Annotated in this window: 15 protein-coding genes; 2 read left to right on the top strand and 13 right to left on the bottom strand. The window is 35.1% G+C overall.

Annotation, left to right across the window (positions count from 1 at the left end; translation table 11 throughout):
* Positions 1-6 precede the first annotated feature (6 nt).
* The 13 genes from AC1EUU_RS08915 to AC1EUU_RS08855 form a co-directional block, all read right to left on the bottom strand.
* Positions 7-582: an acyltransferase gene (locus AC1EUU_RS08915; RefSeq protein WP_480201068.1), complete on the bottom strand. Its 576-nt coding sequence runs from the start codon at positions 580-582 to the stop codon at positions 7-9.
* 5 nt (positions 583-587) lie between these two features.
* Entirely contained in the window at positions 588-1,331 is a 744-nt protein-coding gene (gene deoC / locus AC1EUU_RS08910) for a deoxyribose-phosphate aldolase (RefSeq protein WP_480201067.1), read from the bottom strand.
* A gap of 74 nt (positions 1,332-1,405) precedes the next feature.
* Positions 1,406-2,161, bottom strand: a complete 756-nt coding sequence (locus tag AC1EUU_RS08905; protein WP_480201066.1) for an energy transducer TonB — start codon at positions 2,159-2,161, stop codon at positions 1,406-1,408.
* A 104-nt stretch (positions 2,162-2,265) separates the two neighbouring features.
* Entirely contained in the window at positions 2,266-2,985 is a 720-nt protein-coding gene (locus tag AC1EUU_RS08900) for an energy transducer TonB (protein ID WP_480201065.1), read from the bottom strand.
* Positions 2,986-3,038: 53 nt separating this feature from the next.
* On the bottom strand, positions 3,039-3,440 hold the full coding sequence (locus AC1EUU_RS08895) for a VanZ family protein (protein WP_480201064.1): 402 nt from the start codon (positions 3,438-3,440) through the stop codon (positions 3,039-3,041).
* Positions 3,406-3,786 (bottom strand): glycine cleavage system protein GcvH, encoded by a 381-nt coding sequence (gene gcvH / locus AC1EUU_RS08890; protein WP_480201063.1) that lies wholly within the window; start codon positions 3,784-3,786, stop codon positions 3,406-3,408. Before gcvH ends, AC1EUU_RS08895 begins: the two co-directional genes overlap by 35 nt.
* Before the next feature lie 53 nt (positions 3,787-3,839).
* Positions 3,840-11,192: a T9SS outer membrane translocon Sov/SprA gene (gene sov, locus AC1EUU_RS08885; RefSeq protein ID WP_480201062.1), complete on the bottom strand. Its 7,353-nt coding sequence runs from the start codon at positions 11,190-11,192 to the stop codon at positions 3,840-3,842.
* Positions 11,155-11,736 carry a Holliday junction branch migration protein RuvA gene (gene ruvA, locus AC1EUU_RS08880; protein ID WP_480201061.1) on the bottom strand — a complete coding sequence of 194 codons (582 nt, stop codon included), beginning with the start codon at positions 11,734-11,736 and terminating at the stop codon, positions 11,155-11,157. The genes sov and ruvA overlap by 38 nt, the downstream gene beginning before the upstream one ends.
* Before the next feature lie 136 nt (positions 11,737-11,872).
* Positions 11,873-14,146 carry an NADP-dependent malic enzyme gene (locus AC1EUU_RS08875; protein WP_480201060.1) on the bottom strand — a complete coding sequence of 758 codons (2,274 nt, stop codon included), beginning with the start codon at positions 14,144-14,146 and terminating at the stop codon, positions 11,873-11,875.
* 45 nt (positions 14,147-14,191) lie between these two features.
* Positions 14,192-15,118 carry a tRNA epoxyqueuosine(34) reductase QueG gene (gene queG, locus AC1EUU_RS08870; RefSeq protein WP_480201059.1) on the bottom strand — a complete coding sequence of 309 codons (927 nt, stop codon included), beginning with the start codon at positions 15,116-15,118 and terminating at the stop codon, positions 14,192-14,194.
* Entirely contained in the window at positions 15,119-16,453 is a 1,335-nt protein-coding gene (locus AC1EUU_RS08865; RefSeq protein WP_480201058.1) for a cytochrome P450, read from the bottom strand.
* Positions 16,454-17,476: a Holliday junction branch migration DNA helicase RuvB gene (gene ruvB / locus AC1EUU_RS08860; RefSeq protein WP_480201057.1), complete on the bottom strand. Its 1,023-nt coding sequence runs from the start codon at positions 17,474-17,476 to the stop codon at positions 16,454-16,456. It abuts the gene before it with no gap.
* Positions 17,477-17,549: 73 nt separating this feature from the next.
* The gene (locus tag AC1EUU_RS08855) at positions 17,550-17,960 is read right to left on the bottom strand and encodes an SPOR domain-containing protein (protein WP_480201056.1); all 411 of its coding nucleotides are present in this window, start codon (positions 17,958-17,960) and stop codon (positions 17,550-17,552) included.
* 223 nt (positions 17,961-18,183) lie between these two features.
* Between AC1EUU_RS08855 and AC1EUU_RS08850 the strand changes: the two genes are divergently transcribed.
* Both AC1EUU_RS08850 and AC1EUU_RS08845 read left to right on the top strand, forming a co-directional pair.
* Entirely contained in the window at positions 18,184-19,392 is a 1,209-nt protein-coding gene (locus AC1EUU_RS08850) for a c-type cytochrome (protein WP_480201055.1), read from the top strand.
* Positions 19,393-19,441: 49 nt separating this feature from the next.
* Positions 19,442-22,513 (top strand): TAT-variant-translocated molybdopterin oxidoreductase, encoded by a 3,072-nt coding sequence (locus AC1EUU_RS08845; protein ID WP_480201054.1) that lies wholly within the window; start codon positions 19,442-19,444, stop codon positions 22,511-22,513.
* The last annotated feature ends 9 nt before the right edge of the window (positions 22,514-22,522 follow it).

Raw genomic sequence — 22,522 nt, 5'->3', positions numbered from 1 at the left:
ATTAGATTATAATTTTGTTACTTCGTTGTTTTTTAATAGATATTCTTCGTTGCTTTCTGGGCAAACAGCGGTGTTATTTTCATTAAAGTTTAAGCGATGACCGAACTCACTTATCCAACCAATTTGCTTAGAAGGGTTGCCTACTACTAAGGCATAAGCGGGGATTTCTTTCGTTACAACAGCGCCGGCTCCAATAAAAGCAAATTTCCCGATGTCATTGCCACAAACGATAGTGGCATTGGCGCCTATACTCGCTCCCTTTTTCACAACTGTTTTCATATATTCATCACGGCGAATCACGGCACTTCTAGGGTTTATAACATTGGTAAATACCATCGAAGGCCCCAAGAAAACGTCATCTTCACAAATAACACCAGTATAAATAGAAACATTATTTTGAACTTTAACGTTATTACCAAGAACAACATTAGGTGAAACTACCACGTTTTGACCAATATTACATTTATTGCCAATGGTACATTTAGGCATTATATGGCTAAAATGCCAAATTTTTGTGCCCTCACCAATGGTGCATCCTTCATCAATCACTGCGGTTTCATGTGCAAAATAATTCGTGTTCATAGCTTCTAATATAATTTTTTTGTTGTCCCTCCATCAGCGATTTTCTTCGCAGATGAAGTTCCGATTCTTAAAACGCCTAAGTTAATCATTTTTACTGCATCATGGTATGATTTTATACCTCCAGCGGCTTTTATTGGAAGAGGAGCTGAATGTTCCAGCATAAGCTGTATACTTTCTAATGTTGCTCCATTGGGTCTATTCTTTGTTGTCTTATAAAACCCAGTTGAAGATTTTACAAATACGTATTTAGCTTTCGACTTTTCAAAATTTGTGAGAACCGTATTTTTTAATAGTTTGCAAATGGCCATAATGTCATGATTACTAAGAGCAGCTACTTCTATAATCCATTTAATAGTTTTGTCATTATTTAGCGCAAGTCTTGTTCCTTGAATGATTTCGTCTTCAACAAGATTCGTTTCTCCATTAAGAAATGCGGTATAATTAATTACAAAATCGAGCTCATCTGCACCATCTTCTATTGCTTTTTGAGCTTCAAGTAATTTTTCATTGATACTAATAGTTCCCTCGTGAAAACCAATAACAGTACCTATCAAGACATTACTGGCACGGCTTGTAATCATTTCTTTCGCCAGTGTAACATGTGCTGGCCGTATCATTACAAGTTTAAAATTATTATCTATAGCCTCAGTAATTAGTTTTTTAACTGTTATGAGGGCTTCATGTTCAGAGATTTGAGCTTGCTCAGCTAATTTTAAGTAGGTAGTATCTAAGTATTGATTGATCTTCACTAGAAAAAGATTACTAAACGAAAGTACAAATTTTTGCTAAGAAAAAATCCTGTGCATAGCACAGGATTTACTTATTAATTTAGTCGGAAATTTACTGGTACCACATACTTAACCTTGACATTTTTGCCGCCCTGTTTACCGGGGATCATCTCAGGAAGTTTTTCGACAGCTTTGATAGCTGCTTTATCTAATGATTTATGTTGACTCATTCCGCGAAATGTTTTTACATCACGTATTGAACCATTTTCATCTATTAGAAATTCAATATAGGCCCGCCCTTGTTGTCCTAATTCAATGGCGCTTTCAGGGTAAATGAGGTTTTTATTAATATATTTTTGCACATGCCTTTGGAAGCATTTGTTTTGCTCAATGCCAATCAGACCTTGACATTGTTTAAAGGTTGGTTTAATTTCTACTTTTACATATTCAATTTCTTCTTCAATTTCTTCATCGGTGATACCAGGTAAACTATTAATTGCCTCATTTAAACTGTTATCATCAATAGGTTCTGTTGGGTGCAATTTGGGTTCTGGTTTTGTAGAATTATTCTCATCAAGTATGAAGTTAGTACTTGGTTTTTTTGAACTAGACGGTTCTATCATCTCAATTGGACTTTTGGGTTGTTCAATTACAAATTCAGGGGGTGCTTCTGGGTAAATAAAAATATCAATTTCTGGGCTTTCTTGCTCTAAAAAAGCAAACTCTTTTAGCTCGAATTTAGATTCTAAAACTCCATAAACAAAAAGCATTGCAAGAATTAATCCTAACTGAAGGAAGATAATTGAACTTTTTTGTAAATTGTCATTTGGATGATGTTTTTGTGATTTCATAATATTAAAGTTAAGATGTTAAAATTATGTTAACAACCGCAAGAAACATACCAAAAAAAATCCCAGCCATTTGGCTGGGATTTATATATTATATAAAACTAAAATTACTCTACTAACAGGGTTACTGGTAGCGTGTATTTAACACCTACAGGTCTACCTCTTTGTTTACCAGGAACCATTTTTGGTAATAATTTTACCACACGAATCGCCTCCTTTTCTAGTCTGGCATGAGGTCCGCGAGCTCTTACATCTGTAATGGTACCAGTTTTACTAATTTTAAACTGAACATAAACTCTTTTCTTACCAGGATCCAATCCTAAGTCTCCAGCAAGACCAGTATTGTATTTTTTGTTTACATGTTTTTTAATCTTATCTTGAAGACATTGCTTTTTCTGAGCTTTACTTCCTTTACAACCAGGGAAAATAGGAGCATCTTCAATAATTGCGAAAGGAACATCTTCTGCAACTTCTTCTTCTTCTACAACTTCTTCAATTTCTTGAATCTCCACAACTTCATCCTCATCGGTTTCCGTAGATTCTAAAACCGTTTCTTCAACCTCTTTTTCATCTTCTACCACTTCAATTTTTTCAGGGGCAGGAGGTGGAGGTGGAGGTGGCTTGATCTGTTCGATACGTTCTGTAATTGGAATTTCTTCTTCAATTTCGTCATCGCCAGCCACGTTTGCTAAGTCAGAAAGACTTCTGTCAAATGTTTTGTATTCTATACCTACATAAATAATAAGCAATGCTAAAACTAAGCCTAGTTGCAAGAATAACTTGCTATAGTTTTCTAGATTAGCTTTTGGATTTTTTTTAACTTCCATCTGAAAAGAGATTTATTTGTTCGCTAATTTAATAAATAAAAAAATATACACAACTATTTTAACACAGAATTAAACCAAGTTCTCAACTGATTAAAACAGATTGCTGCTATTAAAATTCCTATAGTATTTGCCAAAACATCGTTAAAATCAGCTTTTCTATAGGTAGTCAATCCTTCTTGTAAAGCCTCAAGAATTATGCCGAAAGCAATTAATAGTAAAACCAGTAAGATTTTGTTATTTAAAGAGTTATATCGCAGTCTAGTAGCATAGAACCAACTCAAGCTTAGAACAAAGTAGGCGATAATATGTGCTAACTTATCTGAGTATTTAACATGAATCATTTTTACACCAACACTTGAAAAGGAAGCAAGGCTTAAAATGATTACAAAAATTGTTAGACCAATAGCTACACTATAGGCATTACGCTCCAACAAGCTCTTTATAGGCTTCAGCATCTAATAACGAATCTATTTCACCTGCATCACTCAGCTTAATCTTAATCATCCAACCTTCACCATATGGATCTTTATTAACACTTTCTGGACTGTCTTCAAGGTTTTCGTTAAACTCAATTACCTCACCAGTTAATGGCATAAACAGGTCTGAAACTGTTTTAACGGCTTCGACAGAGCCAAAAACTTCATCTTTATCAACCGTATCATCTAATGTATCAACATCTACATAGACAATATCACCTAATTCACTCTGAGCAAAGTCAGTAATACCAACTGTGGCTACATCGCCATCTATTTTAACCCATTCGTGGTCTTTGGTATACTTAAGTTCTGAAGGAATGTTCATTCTTTTTAAATTTTAATTTAGGGATTAAGTGATGCGAATTTAACTTTTTTGAATTAATTTCCAATAGTGTATCGCAAACTTATTCCAGCATTAATAGAATTTCTTGGGAATGTATTAGAAATTAAAAACCTTGATGAATTCTGATCATAAAAGAAAGAAGCCATCAAATTACTATTCAAAGCCCAGTCTGCATTAAACTTAATAGAAAGTAATCGTTGCCCTCCTGTAACCTGATTATTATCAATATCAATAGATCTAATAACTGTAGAGTTGTCACGAATACCAATATCAGCTTTTAAATTAATATCTCCTTTGAAGCGCGTAGTTGTAGGTCCGGTTTTTATAGTCCATTTTACATCTTTAAAGCGATAGCCAAGGCCAAAAACATATTCTTTACCACGTATTTCGGTAATCGTATTGTTGTTAAGATTTAGATTTAGTGATTTATCGCGTCTAACTTCAGCCCTAAGTGAAAAATTATTGCGCATCTTCATATCTACTCTAATAAGCGGATTAAATTCTTCTACCAAATTAATACCGTTGAATAACTTTTCTGGTTGATAGTTTCCGTTTAAATCAGCATTAGCTGAAGGATTCGTAGCGTCAAATTGTAAATTATTAGTGAATCCAATGATTGAGTAGGTTGAATTATATCTATGCTCAACATTAAAGCTTCTAAAGTGTTTTTTAAACCAAGCAAATTGCATAAACCCTTTATAATTAATCCTCCAATTTGGAATAGGAATATTTCTAAAGGCCCCAAGTTTTACGTTGGAAGCATTTTGACCTGAATAGGCTGCCAAGAAAGCAGGTAATAATACTTGAGAACTATTTTCGCCATATCCAGTAGGGAAACTACCATTAGGGTCAACCGGTACTCCTGCCAATCGTTGGGCAATAGCCAGACGGTTTTCTTTAAATTTTTCGAAAGTAGTATCCCCATTTCCATCAAAAGCATTTGGCAACATAAAATAGCTAATGCTAAAATTACCTGATTCATTAGCTAAGGTTTCGTTAAAGATACCGGGCGTCGTATCTTGATCATCGGGATCAATAACATCAATTAATTGCGAGACATTTTTTGTAAAAACTCTATTCGCAGATAATTCTATGTTAAAATTTTTAAAAGGTCTTATATCGGCATTGACATCTAGTTTTTTGAAATGCGTATTGCTATATGTTCTATTATAGTAATCGGCGTCTTGACTTTGTCGAGATACGAGCCAATTGTTTGCCAGTGCCAGATCTCTAATATCTCTTTGACTACCAAATACAAAACCAAATGTAGGCGCAAGTCCGGCATCTGTATTGTTTCTGCCTAAGAAACCTATTTCGGGTCTATAGCCCGGTAAAATAGTACCATTATTTTCTGCATAAGAAACGCGTATATTTTTAACCGAAGTTATCACATCAACTAAACCTTGCACCACTTTTTGTCCGGCAGACATATTTTTAGTGTTTCTTCTTGATGAAGTTCTACCTCCAATAGACGGCGTTGCTGGTTTGTTATTATTTTTTTTAGCGTTTTTAGATCGACGTTTCTTTTTTACTGCAAGATCAAGTATACCTGTTTTTTTATATAACCTACCCATATTTAAATTAGCTGTTAAAGAATGGGTATTTGCATTTTGTATGGTGTTTCCAATTTCTTCAACAAAACTTTGCGAAGGAGCTTGCCAGTCATAATCTGCGGTATAGCGATAAGTAGCATCCACAAAATCAAAAATAGGTATTTTGTTTAATGGTATTTTATAATTAACATCCAGCGTTTGGTGATAATTGTTTGGTCTATCTATTTTGAAGAAATTACTAAATAGAGTTATATCATTATTAGTAGACTCTATATCATAAATATAATTATTAGTTGCTCTAAAAGTAAATTGTAACGATTTAGTGAGGTTGTAAGCAATATTATAATCCCAATCAAAAAAGAATCTTCGTTGTGTTAACTCTGGTAAATCAGGTAATGTAGGAACCAATGATCTGGATTTTTGCTGATTAAAGCTTCTTATAATATTAGAATTCACAGAAATTGAAGATGGCAATAGGTTAATATTTAATTCTCTTAAGAATTTTAAATAACTCCCTTTCTTTAAAAATTTCCAATTCTTTAATGGTTCTAGATTAAGAGGTTTAAAGCTATAGTTATAGCTAGCGGAAGCTCTTACATTTTGATCGAGTGCCCGTTCTATATTATAGTCTCTGTGATACGTTTCATTAAACGAATATGACACTGAAAGGTTTTCAACATCATAAAAACGTTGTTTTTTATCTGGGTTGGTTCTTTCTTTACGAACGTTTATTAAGTTAATACTTCTACGCTTCGTATAATCTCTAGAATTTTCACTATTCGCATTCGATTCGTTCGAATCTTCAAATAACACATCTTGAAATTGTGGATCCCATCTTGGGTCTCTAAATTCTTCTGAAATACTATAATTCAAAGGAATTTTAACTCCAATTTTTTTTGGTAATAATTGGCCCAAATTTACATTAGTAACAATGTCGTATTGCTTAACATCTTCTTGACTACGCTCATTAACTCGTTGGTCTATTGACCCAAAACCTTGTGAATGTGCTCTTCCGGCAATAGAGATATCGGCAAAATCGGCAAAATTAGCATCGGCGTTTATTACCGCAGCCCAACCACCTTCATTATCAAAATCTGTTACACGTAATTCGTTAAACCATAACTCTGCACTTTTAGGGTTTAACGCATCATTTCTAACACCTACCATTAAGGTTCTTATGTTTGATAAGTTTGGAGATCCTTTTACTCTTATTCTAGCATTCGGATCACTGGCTAAACTTGGAAAAATTTCATTTTTAGGAAACGTAGTAGTTTCTCGCTCTAGTTTTAACTGACCTAATTGTTTGAGCTGCGTATCTAAATTATTTTTCCAAATACTGTCTGCACTTGTTTCGCCGGTTTCAGTAATTCTTAGTGGTAACTCGATCTGATAGAAGTTATCATTCGTATCGCTACCTAGTCTCAATATAGCTGTTAGTTCTCCACTGCTAGTGGCTGGTTGTCCAGGAACACTGGCGGCATGCATAAACATCTTTAAATTGTTAAACATTCGCATGTCGAATGAGGTATTTTTGAAAACGGCTCTTGTTTGACCAGGTTGGAGGTCTGTTACCTTAACCAATAATGACTGTTCGTTTTGCTCTTGAACTGTTGTGCTACCTTGTAAACGTTCTCTCTGAACACCAGGAGGTAGAACATATGGGAATGGTAATTTGTTTTCATTTTCTTGAACATTAACGACGCCAACTTCAAAATCTTGATCTTCACTAGGGTCTAACGCAACTGGTGGATCTAAGGGATTATTATCATTAATTGTAAATAAATATCTTCGCCAGTCACCACGTATTAATTCTAACTCACCAAAACGTAAAACAACCGGAATTTTGAATTTAGTTAAATACATGCGAATAAAACGGATGGAGCTAAATCCTGAAATACCGCCAACAGGAACACCAGTAGTTACAGGAATTCTAAATTGATACCATTTCGCAACTTGTGATTGCCCGTTCGCTAAGGTAACTGCAACTTCTTTTTCATCAACTATATTATTTTGTCCTTTTACTAAATCAGCTGGATTTAGAGAGACTCTATATTGATAATAACTTTCGATATCACTCATGGTCTGATCTTGATTGATGTCCTCAATATCTGGAAATGAAGTAGCTGAAGTAGGGAAAGATTCTGTTGAATTATTAATAGTAGGCGAATTACCTTGAGTGTTGTTAAAGTTTTTATAGCGTTGTAAAATACCTGCATTAGCGGCATCAAGAGAACCACCTCTAAAGAATTGATAATTATCGGAAGCGGGATCAGCGTTCAAATCAGAAATTACATCGGGTGAAATTCCCGGCACATTATTTATAGCATTTAGAAAAGCATTAAATTTACTCTCTTCGTCATTATCTGTACCATTATTATCAGGTACTCCATCTAAACCTAAATCTTGATTTGGGCGTTCACTATCTTCTTCGGTAAATGCATAGATTAAAGCTTGATTTGTTGGAATAGAAGACCATTCTGTAGCGTCTATATTTGTTCCTTCTATCTGAATACCATCACCTGGAAGTCCATTCTCAAACATTCGACGATTGTCATCTAAAATGTCTTCTGAAATATTTCCTAGATTAAAATATAGCTCTCCTCCAAAATCAGCTGGATTGATAGTACTTGGTGCTCCTTCTGCCTGGGTAATTGAATAATTACTATACGGGTCCATTAACCAAAACTGTATATACTCTATATTGGCTTGCTGAAAATCGGTTGTTGTTAACGATCGCATAATACCTCCCCAATTTGACTCCGGACTATTAAATTTACCATCACTAGCTACATCGGTACTAAAATTATAACTTCCTCGCTCTTCAGGATAATAAGCCAAATCAAAAGTGTTGATAATATTAGTTTGCGTAACGTCTAACTGCAACTGAGGGAATAGTTCTTCAAAGCTAACACGCCTAACTTCTGCTCTTGAGAGCTCGTTATCATCTATATTACTTGGTTTCAATGATGAGCCATAGAATAACCTGTCTATAGTATACCATGATAGTTTTGATCTTCTTGAGCCGGTCTCAAAATCACTTAGAGAACCAGGTAAACTCACATTCGTTGAAAAATCTAGATCGGCATCAACATCATTTTTTGGAACACTGGCTAAAAACCATTGTCTTGGAGAGCTAATATCTAATGGGATTTGTGAGCCTTCAAAATCATCTACATAAGATGCGGCCTCACCATTAAGATTTATACCTTTTGGAGAACCTGGAAATAAATAGGCAGCTTCCGCTCTTACAGAAAAATTTGATTCAACATCCGTATCTATATTTGGTAGCTTATTTACCCATTTTGTAAAAGCAGGCACTTCTGTTTGGTAGTTTAAATTAAACCCTACCATAGTATTGTTTACAGGTTCTGCTCCAAATTGTGGTTTTTGTGTAAATGGGCGTTCATTAAGATTAATAATGGTTCCGCCAATGGCGAGGTTTTCATTAAAGATATGTTGAACATCCAAGCCCATAAAGCGACGTCGCTGTTGGTTAAAACCTGTATTATTCTCAACAGAAACATTAATGGGAGCATTCGATGCAATGAGGTTAGGATTGATAATTTGAACTGTTCCTATTTGATAATCAACTACAAAGTCAACGCCTTCTACAAGTTCCCTACCTCCGGTAGTAACTGTTACTGATCCTCGAGGTACATTAAAAGCTCCTAAAGGAATTCCATTTCTACTCTCCGATTTAAAATATCCTTTTAGAAAATACTTATCTTTATTTTGAAATTCGTTCTGTGCCTGTGCTTTGGTTCTATCGTATAATTCATCAAAAATAAAACGTTCATCCGCTGGGTTAGTAAGTATTTCCCCCAGTTCACCTGAAGTCAATGGGTTTGGAGCTGTTGGGTCATCAGTACCACCAAAAGGTTCTACGGTTGGAAAAATAACATATCCGTTTTGAGAATCAATTGTAATACCCTCAATAAAATCAAAATAACCATCACCTTCATCAATTCGAGTATTACTACCATCAAGTAAGTCTAATCGTAATAGATTTAATAACGGAACTTCTTTTATTTCTGTAGTACCAATGACGGTTTGGGCGTTTTGTAAGAAATTAATAGGTACGCCAGTTTCATCATCTTGATATAATACTTCTAAGCGAAATCCATCAGGTTGCAATTGAAAGGCACCAGGTAACGCATAAACATTCTTCATCATTAAATTAAACAACGGAAGAGAAGGATTTAAAATCTCACTTCTTAATAATTTTACCACTAAGTTGTCAGGAGCTGTTATACCATCACCGCTTAGTTCACCAACTGTGAAAACAGAAGGATTACCTGGGTTATCAGGATTAGATCTGCTTGCGTCTGTATATTCGTAGGCTACGGCAAGAATATCGCTATCAGCTAATTGCCTATTTAATGTAATATACCCTAATTGAGGATTTAATGTAAAGTCAACCCCTAAGGTTAACTTACGTGCATTTTCTAAAATAGAATAACCTGAACCTTGAATTAAACTATAATTTTGTGGACTCGTGGCATTAAGTGCGTTATCAACTGTAGAAATATTTCTAACAAGGCTTGTTGCAGTCAATATACCATTATCAACGCTATTGTTAAATTTCCCTAAACTATTTGCTTCATTTCTAGGTCCCGGTCCGCCATTCGATAAAACACCACTTCCGGGAGTATATTTAGTAGGATCAGTTTCACCTAAATCGGCTATTGCAACAATATTACGAACATCTTCGGTAGTATTATTTCTATTGGTGATCCATACTTCTATTCTGGTTATATATTTAGAACTATTGATTAATGGTAGGTTTGCCAGCGCCTCATTATAGTCATCTCTAAATTGTTGAGCTAAGAAAAAGTGCCTGTTTTCATCATAATTACTTGCTCTTAATTCAAATTCATTAATTGTGGCTCCACCTTGTGCTTGTACCGAACGTGTTTGAGATCGTTGCTGAGAGAATACTCCGGTAATAGTGGTTTTACCAAATTGTAATTGCGTCTTAACACCGAATAAATTTTGCGCTCCAGAGATTAATGAACTCTGAATAGGCATACTCACATTACCAACTTCTATTTTACGTATAATATCATCTTCTGTGGGAGTATATTCTAGTTTAATTTGATTCTGAAAATTAAAAGTAGACTGTGTATCAAAAGCCGCATTTACGCGCAAACGCTTACCTACTTTAGCATTTAAACTAGCGCTAATTTCTTGATCAAAGTCAAAGGTGGTACTCGCTCTATTACGTTCTGATAATTGTGGATTTTCAACTTTCTGATAAAGTACTCCCATCTTTACAAGAACTGATCCTTGCGGATTAACTTCAATTTCGTTACCTCCAAAAATATTCTCAAAAAACTCTGACCGTACGTAGTATTTTGGAAGCAGATTCTTTTGGGCTTCATCTTTATTCTTTTGAGAACTAAAAGCGGTTGACTTTTCTTTAAAATACTCGGCAACATCTTTTTGTAAGCGATACTTCTTATACTCCTCTTTGGTCATATAAAAAGGATGCTCAATATAGTAATTGCCAATTTTCTCTAAGAAAATGTATTGTTCTTTTATCGGGTCATAAACAACTTCCATTTTTCGCAGCTCATTCAAAAACAGGCTTCCTTTTTGAGCGGCATTAAAAGGATAGCGCATCGTTGGTTTAATAGTGTCTGTTTTTGAACTATTAATTTTTTGCTGAGCTACCTTGGTAGAGTCAGTTTTCTCAGGTGTTTTTGGAGGTGTTTGTGCTTGAATTGTTACAAATGAAAGTAACAAAACTAAAGCTAAAAGAGAATTGTATATTTTACTAGAGTAAATTGCCAATGAGTTACAAGTTTTTAAGTGCTTGTTTAATAATATTTTCAAGACTTATACTTGGTGATTCTTGAATGATCTTTTGTACAAGTTTATCAACTTGTTTGCGGGAGAATCCAAGAACCTCTAATGCAGATAACGCTTCTTCTCTAAGTGTATTGTCTGTAGCAACAGTATCTTGTAATAATTCATAAGTTTTCAAGATTTTATCTCTAAGATCAACAATTACTCTTTGAGCAGTTTTAGCGCCAATACCTTTTACAGATTGTATTAATGCAACATCTTCAGATGCAATAGCTTGTTGTATTTGCTCAGAGGTCATAGAAGAAAGCATAGTTCTGGCTGTACTCGGCCCTACTCCAGAAACTGAAGTTAATAATTTAAAAATTTCACGCTCAGTTTTGTCAAAAAATCCGAATAAAGTGTGCGCATCTTCACGTATTGATAGATGTGTATAAAGCATTACAGCCTCACTATCAGGAATTTTAGAGTATGTGTTTAGTGAAATATTTAAAAAGTAACCAATTCCGTTACATTCAACGATGGCATAGGTAGGGTTCTTTTCAACTAGTTTTCCTCGTAAATGAGTGATCATTCATTGCAAATTTAATCGCCAAATCTACACAATTTTTAATTGAAAAAAATCAACAGTATTTAGCGCGTCTTAGAGGTAGTTTTATGCCATATATGAAGTTAGAAGTTAAACTTAGTTACAAATAAACAAATTTTAATTAAAATTTCGCTTTTTCTTGAGCATCAATTGCCGCTACGGCTGCCATATTTACCATTTCGTCAACGCTTGCACCTAATTGCAAGATGTGTGCTGGTTTTTTCATACCTAACATTATTGGACCAATCGATTCTGCTTCATATAATTCTTTCATCATTTTATATGTGATATTCGCAGAATCTAAGTTAGGGAATATCAATACATTGGTTTTTTTATCAACTAGTTTAGAGAATGGAAATTCTTTTTTAAGTAAATCAGAATTCAATGCAAAGTCTGCTTGAATTTCACCATCAACTACCACTTTAGGAAAGTGTCGATGTATATATTTTATTGCTTCAGAAATTTTATCAGAATTGTCTGTCTGTGAAGCCCCAAAATTAGAATATGATAACATGGCAATATTAGGCTTAATACCGAACATTTTAGCTAACGACGCCGTTAACTGCGAAATTTTTGCAAGATGCTTAGCGGTTGGATTAATATTAATAGTAGTATCTGCCAAAAACATTGGGCCTCTTTTGGTAAGCATGAGGTTAGAGGCAGCAATTCTTGTTACACCTTTAGCCATCCCAATGAGCTCTAGCATTGGTTTTACTACAGTTGCATAATTACGCGTATAACCAGTTATAAGTGCATCAGCTTCTCCTTCATTAACCATCATAGCTGCGAAATAGTTGCGTTCTCGCATCCATTTCTGAGCATCTAAAAGCTTAATGCCTTTACGTTGACGTGCCTGCCAATATTTTTCGGCAAAACGATTTCTTCGTTCTTTTTCTTTAGACGTTTTAGGGTCAATAATCTCAACTTCGCCAGAGAATCCTAATTCTCCTTTAAGTTCAACGATGGTCTCTTCGTCACCTAGTAATATTGGAATTCCAATACCTTCATCATGAACTATTTGGGCAGCTTTTAACACATCGAGATGATCAGCTTCAGCAAAAACAATTCTTTTAGGGTCAGCTTTTGCTCTATTATGTAATAATCTAACAATTTTACTACCAGTTCCTAAACGCTCCATTAATTCATCGCGATAGGCTGACCAGTTCGTTATTGGTTCGGTAGCAACTCCAGATTCTATTGCTGCTTTAGCAATTGCTGGTGGAATTTCATAAATTAAACGAGGGTCAAAAGGTTTGGGAATGATATAATCTCTGCCAAATTTTAGATTTATTTCGTCGTAAACAATATTTACTTGCTCTGGTACAGGATGTTTAGCTAAATCAGCTAAAGCATGCACCGCAGCTAATTTCATTTCTTCATTGATCTTTGTGGCGCGAACATCTAATGCACCCCTAAATATAAATGGAAAACCTAATACGTTATTTACTTGATTAGGATGGTCTGAACGACCTGTTGCCATAATAATATCTTCACGGGTTTTAATAGCTATGTCATAAGCTATTTCAGGATCTGGATTGGCCATGGCAAAAACGATGGGGTCTTTTGCCATTGATTTTATCATTTCAGGGCTAACAATGTTTCCTTGTGATAAACCTATGAATACATCAGCATCTTTCATCGCTTCTTCTAACGTATTTACTTTTTTGTTAGTAGCAAATTCCGCTTTCTGAATAGTTAGATTTTCTCTATCTTTTCTTATGACACCTTTACTGTCTAGCATGACTATATTTTCTGATTTTGCACCGAGTTTTATATATAATCGTGTGCAAGAAATTGCAGCTGCTCCGGCGCCGCTCACTACTATCTGTACTTTTGAAATGTCTTTCTTTGCAATTTCACAAGCGTTTTTTAAAGCAGCGGCAGAAATAATTGCCGTACCATGTTGATCGTCATGCATTACAGGTATGTCAAGTTCTTCTTTTAGACGACGTTCAATCTCAAAAGCTTCCGGAGCTTTAATATCCTCTAAATTAATACCTCCAAAAGTAGGGGCAATGGCCTTCACGGTATCTACAAACCTATCTACATCTGTAGCGTCAACTTCAATATCAAATACATCTATATCTGCAAAAATCTTGAAAAGTAAACCCTTACCTTCCATAACAGGTTTTGATGCTTCCGGACCGATATTTCCTAACCCTAATACTGCGGTTCCATTAGAAATGACAGCAACTAAATTCCCTTTAGAAGTATATTTGTAAACATCTTTTTTGTTTTTAGCAATTTCTAAACAGGGTTCTGCAACACCAGGTGAATAGGCCAATGATAGATCACGTTGCGTAGCATGTTTTTTGGTAGGTAAAACTTGAACTTTACCCGGGGTTGGTTTGGCATGATAATCTAAAGCTTCACGTTTTTGCTTGTCACTACTCATAGAAAATTTTTAGAGTTGAATCTACAAAGGTAAAAAGATGTTGGATTAATCTTTTAAAAATTGAATGTTTCTTTTAAGCCCTGAAAATTTAGTTCGTTTGACGGCCGATTTTTTAAAGACCCGTTTAAACACATCGTCAGTTATCTCTTCCCAATCTTTCTTAGTCATTGAAAGCAGATCGGGATGAGGATTAAATAAAGGCTCATTATGTGGTTTAGAAAATCGATTCCATGGGCATACGTCTTGACAAACATCACAACCAAACATCCAATCATCAAATTTTCCTTTGTAGGAAGTTGGAATTTCATCTTTTAATTCTATAGTAAAGTATGAAATACATTTGCTACCATCAACAATATATGGTGCAATTATGGCCTGTGTAGGGCAGGCATCTATACATGCGGTGCAAGTACCGCAATGATCTGTGGTTGGAGTATCATAATCAAGTTCTAAATCTATGATCAGCTCAGCAACAAAATAAAATGAACCAACTTGCTGTGTTAGTAGATTACTATGTTTTCCAATCCATCCTAACCCTGATCTTGCCGCCCATACTTTGTCTAAAACTGGTGCGGAATCAACAAAAGCTCTACCATGAATTTCTCCAATTTCCTCTTGAATAATATTGAGAAGGGTTTTTAATTTGTCTTTGATTACAAAATGATAATCGGTGCCATAGGCATACTTTGATAATTTAGGAGCTGTTTTATCTTGCTGTTCTTGAGAAGGACAATAATTATAAAGTAAAGAGACCACCGACTTAGAACCTTCAACCAACTTTGTTGGGTCAAGACGTTTATCAAAATGATTTTCCATATAGTTCATTTCCCCATGCATATTTTTGTTAAGCCATTTTTCCAATCGTGGTGCTTCTTCTTCTAGAAATTGAGCTTTACTAATACCACATGACAAAAAACCGAGGCTCTTCGCTTGGGATTTTATAAGTTCGGTGTATTTTGTGTTTAAACTCAATTATAAAATGCTTTGGGTAAATTTTATTTTAATATCTACAGGCTTCAAGGTGATTAACGGGTTGTATTTAATCTCTGAAGTGGGGGTGCTTATTTCAAATTTTTTAAGAATGGCGTTCACAGTTAATATCATTTCGAACATGGCAAAATTATTACCGATACATAACCTTGGCCCGGCGCCAAAAGGTAAATAATACAAAGTGTCAATTTTCTTATTAAAAAATCTTTTGGGATCGAACACCTCCGGTTGATCCCAATAAAGCTTACTGCGATGTAATTCAAATATGGAGATTCCTAAGAGTGTGCCTTTCTTAATACGATAATCATCTAATTGATCATCTTCAACTGCTACGCGGTCTGTGATCCATGCAGGTGGATATAAACGCATCGATTCTTCGATACAGCTTTTTACGTAATTAAGTTGAGTTATGGTTTCGAAACTCGATAATTTTTTTTCTGCAATTTCATTTACTTCTTTTGAAGCCTTTTTTAAGACCTCTTGATGTTGGGCTAATAGACATAGAGTAAAAGTGAGTGCATTCGCGGTAGTTTCATGCCCAGCAACAAAGAGAATCAAAATTTCGTCAATTAATTGATCGTTATTCATTGAAGTGCCGTCCTCATATTTAGCATTCAATAACATATCCAATAGATCATCTTGCTCTTTTCCTGAAGCTTTTCTTTTTTCAATAATAGAATTAATGATTGTTCTACTTTCTTGAACCAATTTCATGTGATGGCGAATTTCACCAGAAAGCCAATATTTTAATTTTTTATGAGGCTGCCGAATTTCTTTTACGATAAACTTTTGTAGTTGTTCAATGATAGATTGAAGCCTTTTTAATGTGTTTTTATTTGCAGAAAAATTAAACAAGGATTTTGCCACAACTTCGAAAGCTAACGTATTTATAATAGGATAAAGATCAACTTCTTTATTGGTTTCAACTTTTTCAATTTCCTGATCGATAGTCTGTTGAATGATCGAAACTAAATTTTGGATTTTTTCCCTATGAAAGCCAGGTTGAATCAATCTGCGCTGTTGCAGCCAATAATCTCCACTTGAAGTTAATAACCCATAGCCAACATATTTTGATAAAAATTTTGTTTGCAGCTCTGATTTATGGTAGATTTTATGTTTTTTTTGTAGTATTTGGCGTGCAATTTCTGCATCACGAGTGAGAATAATTCGTCCTCGTAGAGGGGAATTTACACAAAATGAATCGCCTTTTTCTTCAAGCCATTTTTTTTGAAATGGTATAGGATTCTTGGTGATTTTTGAAGAATTTATTATGAATTTATAAAACGGGACTTTATTTGGATATTTATACTTGGGCATTTAGAACAGTCCTCCTTGTTGTCCGGTTTTAATTCGTCCTAAATGTTTGTAAGCAGATTCGGTAGCTTCGCGACCTCTAGGTGTACGCATAATAAAGCCTTCTTGAATTAAAAAGGGCTCATATACTTCTTCTATAGTCTCTGCATTTTCACCAACGGCTGTTGCAAGTGTACCTATACCTACCGGACCTCCTTTAAACTTATCAATAATAGTTGAAAGTATTTTATTATCCATTTCATCCAGGCCATGTGCATCTACGTTTAATGCCTTTAATGCGTATTTTGCAATTTCTATATTGATGTTTCCATCTCCTTTTATTTGAGCAAAATCACGCACACGACGTAATAAAGCATTGGCTATTCTTGGTGTACCGCGACTTCTTCCGGCAATTTCTATAGCGGCTTCCATAGAAATAGGAACACTTAAAATTTTAGCACTTCGTTGAACGATTGTTGTAAGTAAGTCAGTTTTGTAATAATGCAGTCTGCTACTAATACCAAAGCGGGCACGCATAGGTGCAGTTAATAAGCCTGACCGTGTAGTGGCACCAACCAGAGTGAAAGGTTCTAAGTTAATCTGTACCGTTCTAGCATTAGGGCCAGATTCGATCATAATATCAATTTTATAATCCTCCATTGCAGAATAAAGGTATTCTTCAACAATTGGGCTTAAACGGTGGATTTCATCTATAAAAAGCACATCTCTTTCACCTAAATTAGTGAGCAATCCCGCGAGGTCACCAGGTTTATCAAGTACAGGCCCCGAAGTAACTTTTATATTGGCATTTAATTCATTACTTAATATATGAGCTAATGTGGTTTTACCCAAACCTGGAGGGCCATGAAATAAAGTATGATCAAGGGCTTCGTCCCGCTGGTTAGCAGCTTCCACGAATATTTTTAGATTTTCAACTACCTGATCTTGCCCGGTAAAATCATCAAATTCTAAGGGGCGAAGTTTTCTTTCTATATCTAGCTCTTCATTTGAAAAATTTTCATTGGAAGGATTTAAGTGCTCGTTCATATAAACAAAGATAATTGAAAATAAAAAAGCACCTTCAAAAACTGAGGATGCTTTTTTAAGTGATACTTAATTATTACAGATTATGTTTTATTCTAATCATTGCAGGCACAACAATAGCACTTGGAAATCCATCTTTAATTTCTTGTAAGCCTTTGTCGGCCTCAAGTCGGGTTTTATAAGCGCCTACCCATACTTTCCAGTAAGGAGAATGGAATTTTAATTCAGATTTGATGTCAGGAAATACAGATGAAAATTCACTTCTTGTATTTTGAGCTCCCTCCTCAGAGCCATAAAACAATTGTACCTTATACCCCTTTAAATACCTCTTATTTTTATTATAGCTTCTTTTTTTAGCAATCAACTGCTTGATGCTTTGACTACTTTCTATTTTGATGGTTCCTTCATCTTGACTATATCCATTAAAGCATAAAAGGAAACCAAAAAGTATAAAAAATAAATGACGTTTAAACGTTAACCTTCTCATTTTGAATAAAATTTAGACAAATTTAAAACAATGTTTTTAGATCCCTTTGAAAATCTCTTATTTAGAATTATTATAAATTACATTTAACATTATTTTTAGATTTTGTGTAATGCTTTTAAATAGTATTTTTGTGCAATCTTTTGACTAGGGATAATTATGTTTATTATTTACTGGTCTTAAAGAAAAAATCATACCAAAGAAGACAGAAATATACATTTACAATATGAAAAGTGTGGATAAACACAACCAAACCTTAAGATTCATCCTTTCAAGTCTAGCGTTTCTTTTCCTTTTTTCTTTTCAGCTTTCAGCTCAAGAGTTAGACTCCGTTCAGGTTCGAACTGGTAAAAAGATATTTAATGCCAATTGTGCATCTTGTCATAAGTTACAAGGTAAATTAATTGGTCCGGAATTAAGCGGAATCGAAGACCGAAGAACCAATCAATGGTTAAAAGATTGGATTAAAGATAATGCGGCTTTAAGAGCTAGCGGCGATGCAGATGCGATCGCTATTTTCAATGAATACAATGGTTCTGTGATGACGGCTTTTCCGCAGTTATCAGATGCAGATATCGATGCTATCTTAGCGTATACCACACATGGCGATGTTGATAAAAAAGTTGTAGTTGGTGAGGATCCAAAAGGAGCAACTCCAGAGCCTTCAACTGCATGGATGACATATGTTGTTCTTTTCGTATTACTATTATTAGTTTTATGGATATATTTTAAGAGTACTAATGAATTCCTAAAGTTAGTTACTACGATCGCTTTGTTATTGGCAACTGCTTATTTTGGTTATAAAGGATTAATGGCGATAGGAGTTGATGAGGGTTATCAACCAATTCAGCCAATTGCATTTTCGCATAAAATTCATGCTGGTGAAAACAAAATAGATTGTCAATATTGTCACTCTTCAGCGAAGCATAGTAAAACCTCTGGAATTCCTTCAGTGAATGTATGTATGAATTGTCATAAAAATATAACGGAAGTTGCAGAAGGAACAAAGGTTGAATTTAACGGCGAAACCCTAGAGAAACCAGAACTTGATGCCGAAATTCAAAAAATTTATGACGCGATAGGTTTTGATAAAGAAAATAGAGAATATATAGCAGGTTACGAACAAAAGCCTGTTAAATGGACACGCGTTCATAATCTGCCAGACTTTGCTTATTTTAATCACTCACAGCACGTAACTGTAGGTAATGTGCAGTGCCAAAAGTGTCATGGCCCTGTTGAAGAAATGGACGAAATGTATCAATTCTCACCTTTAACTATGGGGTGGTGTATAGAGTGTCATAAAGATACTGAGGTAGACCTTAAAGGCAACGAATACTACGCCAAGATTCATGAAGAATTATCTAAAAAGTACGGTGTAGAAAAAGTGACAGTAGCTCAAATGGGCGGAAAAGAATGTGGTAAATGTCACTACTAAAATCAAATTAAGAAATTAGACATTAGTCAATATAAATAGTCAATTTAATATGGCATCAAACAAGAGATACTGGAAAAGTGTTGAAGAGCTAAAAGAAGATAGCTCTATTGTTGAAAAGCTGAGACAAAACGAATTTGCTAAAGAAATTCCTACAGAACAATTTTTAGGTGATAAAGAAACCTTAGAGAGTTCTGAAACATCACGTAGAGATTTCTTAAAGTATGTTGGTTTTACAACTGCTGCTGCTTCGTTAGCTGCTTGTGAGGGTCCGGTAGTAAAATCGATTCCTTATGTGGTAAAACCAGATAACGTGGTGCCTGGTGTGCCAGATTATTATGCTTCATCGATTGCTGATGGAACTGATTTTGCCAACGTTTTAGTTAAAGTAAGAGAAGGACGTCCAATAAAGATAGAGCCTAACAAATTAGCTAAAGTTAGCGGTGATACCAATGCTAGAGTTCAAGCATCTGTTTTAAACTTGTATGATAGCAATCGTTTAAAAGGTCCTAGAGTTGGAGGTGAAGATTCAGATTGGACTTCTCTAGATAATGCAGTTGGTGCAGAATTGGCAAAGTTAAAAGGAAGTGATAAAAAGATTGTGTTTCTAACGGGAACATTAGCAAGTCCTTCTACAGCGAATTTGATTAAAGATTTTACGGCGCTATATCCAAATACAGATCATATTGCATATGATGCAATTTCAGACTCGGCGGCATTAGATGCCTTTGAAGCAATGTATGGTGAAAGAGCTTTACCTGATTACGATTTTAGTAAGGCTGCAGTTATTGTTTCTATAGGAGCAGATTTCTTAGGAGATTGGCAAGGTGGTGGATTTGAAGTTGGTTATGCCAAAGGACGCGTGCCAGATCATGGAAAAATGTCACGTCATATTCAGTTTGAATCAAATATGACATTGACAGGAGGTAACGCTGATAAACGTTATATGGTAAAGCCATCTGAACAAGCAAAAGTATTAGCAGATCTTTATAATGCAGTTGTAAATGGTGCTACACCAGCTAATGAGCATATTGCAAAAACGGCAGCTCAGCTGAAGAAAGCAGGTAGTAAAGGAGTAGTTGTAACTGGAGCTAATGATAAAAACGCACAGTTAGTAGCATTAGTATTAAATAAAGCATTGGGAAGCAAAGCGGTAGATACTGCTGCACCAAGATATATTAGAAGTGGTAATGATGCCAAAGTAGCACAATTGGTAGCTGACATGAAAGCTGGGAAAGTGGGTGCTGTATTTACTTACAATACTAATCCGGCGTATACCTTATTTAATGGAGCTGAATTTGTTGAAGGCTTGAAGAATGTTGCATTATCTGTAACGTTTACTGCTGCTAATGATGCAACGGCTAAAGCTTCTCAATATGTTGCAACAACACCACATTATCTAGAAGCTTGGGGGGATGTGCAAACTAAAAAAGGTCATTTTGGTTTAACGCAACCAACAATTAGACCTTTATTTAATACAAGACAATTTCAAGATAGTATCTTAAAGTGGATTGGCTCTGGCCAGTCTTATCACGACTATCTTAAATCATACTGGGCCTCAAATGTATTAGCAGGTACCTCATGGAGTAAAGCTTTACACGATGGAGTATTAACTATTGATACGACTTCAGCTACAACCGAAACTCAAGTTGATTCTGAAAATGAAGAAACTTCAACGGTAAATGTTGCTCAAGCCCTTTCAGCATTAGCTAATATTACACCTGCTGAGTTAGAATTAAACTTATACACTAAAACAAGTTTAGGTGACGGTAAAATGGCAAACAATCCTTGGTTACAAGAATTGCCAGATCCTATTACCAGAACATCATGGGACAATTACATTACCATATCTAGAGTTGATGCTGAGGCAAATGGTTTAGAGAACTGGACGGTTTCTAACGGTGCACTTGATGGAAACTTAGTGAATGTTACCGTAAATGGTGTAACTATAGAGAATGTACCAGCATATATTCAACCAGGTCAAGCACCAGGCTCTATAGGATTAGCATTGGGTTATGGTAAAGTTGATGGTGTCAATGATAATATGAAGATTGGTGTAAATGCCTATCCCTTATATCAGAATTTTTCTACAAATCAACCAGTAACAATTCAGAAAGTTGATGGACGTCATGAGTTTGCATGTATTCAGTTACAGCATACACTGATGGGCAGAGATGAAATCATTAGAGAAACCACTTTAGCTGATTTTGTTAATAAACCAAAACACGACTGGAACCCTGAACCACATGTGCAATTAGAGCATCAAAGTGTGTCTTTGGAGAAGGTTGATCTTTGGGATAAATTCGAAGATAATATTGGCCCTAAATTTAACTTATCAATAGACTTAGCGGCATGTACTGGATGTGCAGCTTGTGTAGTTGCCTGTCATGCTGAAAATAACGTACCTGTTGTTGGTAAAGAGGAGATAAGAAAAAGTAGAGATATGCATTGGTTACGTATTGATAGATACTATTCTTCTGAAATGACCCCTGAGAGAGGTAAAGAAGAAGGTATTTTTGGTACTGGTGAATTCTTTAATGCACAAACAGTTCCTTCGGATGCTCCCGAAGTAACTTTCCAACCAGTAATGTGTCAGCATTGTAATCATGCTCCTTGTGAGACTGTATGTCCGGTAGCGGCAACATCTCATGGACGTCAAGGTCAAAACCAAATGGCTTATAACAGATGTATTGGAACACGTTATTGTGCAAACAACTGTCCTTATAAAGTACGTCGTTTTAACTGGTTTAAATACTTCGATAATAACGAATTTGACTATAATATGAATAGTGACCTTGGTAGAATGGTTTTAAACCCAGATGTGGTTGTACGTTCTAGAGGTGTTATGGAAAAATGTTCTATGTGTATTCAAATGACTCAGGCTACTATTCTTAAGGCTAAAAGAGAAGGTAGACAAGTTGAAAAGGATGAATTTGAAGTAGCATGTGCAAATGCATGTAGTACCGGAGCTATGGTATTTGGTGATGTAAATAATGAAGAAAGTAAAGTTTCGCATTTGAAAGAAGATGATAGAACATTCCATTTATTAGATTTTGTTGGTACACAACCTAATGTATTCTATCAATTAGATGTTAGAAATACAAACGAAGAAATAACATTATAATAATTAAGA

This window comes from Maritimimonas sp. 2205BS37-2 (assembly GCF_056591755.1).
The sequence above is the reverse complement of the archived record's forward strand: the minus strand, read 5'-3'. Positions and strand labels throughout refer to the sequence as shown.

Bases quoted from the DNA above. Each gene is read 5' to 3' on its own strand.
- AC1EUU_RS08915 (WP_480201068.1), bottom strand. From the start codon at position 582: ATGAACACGAATTATTTTGCACATGAAACCGCAGTGATTGATGAAGGA.
- AC1EUU_RS08905 (WP_480201066.1), bottom strand. From the start codon at position 2,161: ATGAAATCACAAAAACATCATCCAAATGACAATTTACAAAAAAGTTCA.
- AC1EUU_RS08900 (WP_480201065.1), bottom strand. From the start codon at position 2,985: ATGGAAGTTAAAAAAAATCCAAAAGCTAATCTAGAAAACTATAGCAAG.
- AC1EUU_RS08895 (WP_480201064.1), bottom strand. From the start codon at position 3,440: ATGCTGAAGCCTATAAAGAGCTTGTTGGAGCGTAATGCCTATAGTGTA.
- gcvH (WP_480201063.1), bottom strand. From the start codon at position 3,786: ATGAACATTCCTTCAGAACTTAAGTATACCAAAGACCACGAATGGGTT.
- ruvA (WP_480201061.1), bottom strand. From the start codon at position 11,736: ATGATCACTCATTTACGAGGAAAACTAGTTGAAAAGAACCCTACCTAT.
- AC1EUU_RS08875 (WP_480201060.1), bottom strand. From the start codon at position 14,146: ATGAGTAGTGACAAGCAAAAACGTGAAGCTTTAGATTATCATGCCAAA.
- AC1EUU_RS08865 (WP_480201058.1), bottom strand. From the start codon at position 16,453: ATGCCCAAGTATAAATATCCAAATAAAGTCCCGTTTTATAAATTCATA.
- ruvB (WP_480201057.1), bottom strand. From the start codon at position 17,476: ATGAACGAGCACTTAAATCCTTCCAATGAAAATTTTTCAAATGAAGAG.
- AC1EUU_RS08855 (WP_480201056.1), bottom strand. From the start codon at position 17,960: ATGAGAAGGTTAACGTTTAAACGTCATTTATTTTTTATACTTTTTGGT.
- AC1EUU_RS08850 (WP_480201055.1), top strand. From the start codon at position 18,184: ATGAAAAGTGTGGATAAACACAACCAAACCTTAAGATTCATCCTTTCA.
- AC1EUU_RS08845 (WP_480201054.1), top strand. From the start codon at position 19,442: ATGGCATCAAACAAGAGATACTGGAAAAGTGTTGAAGAGCTAAAAGAA.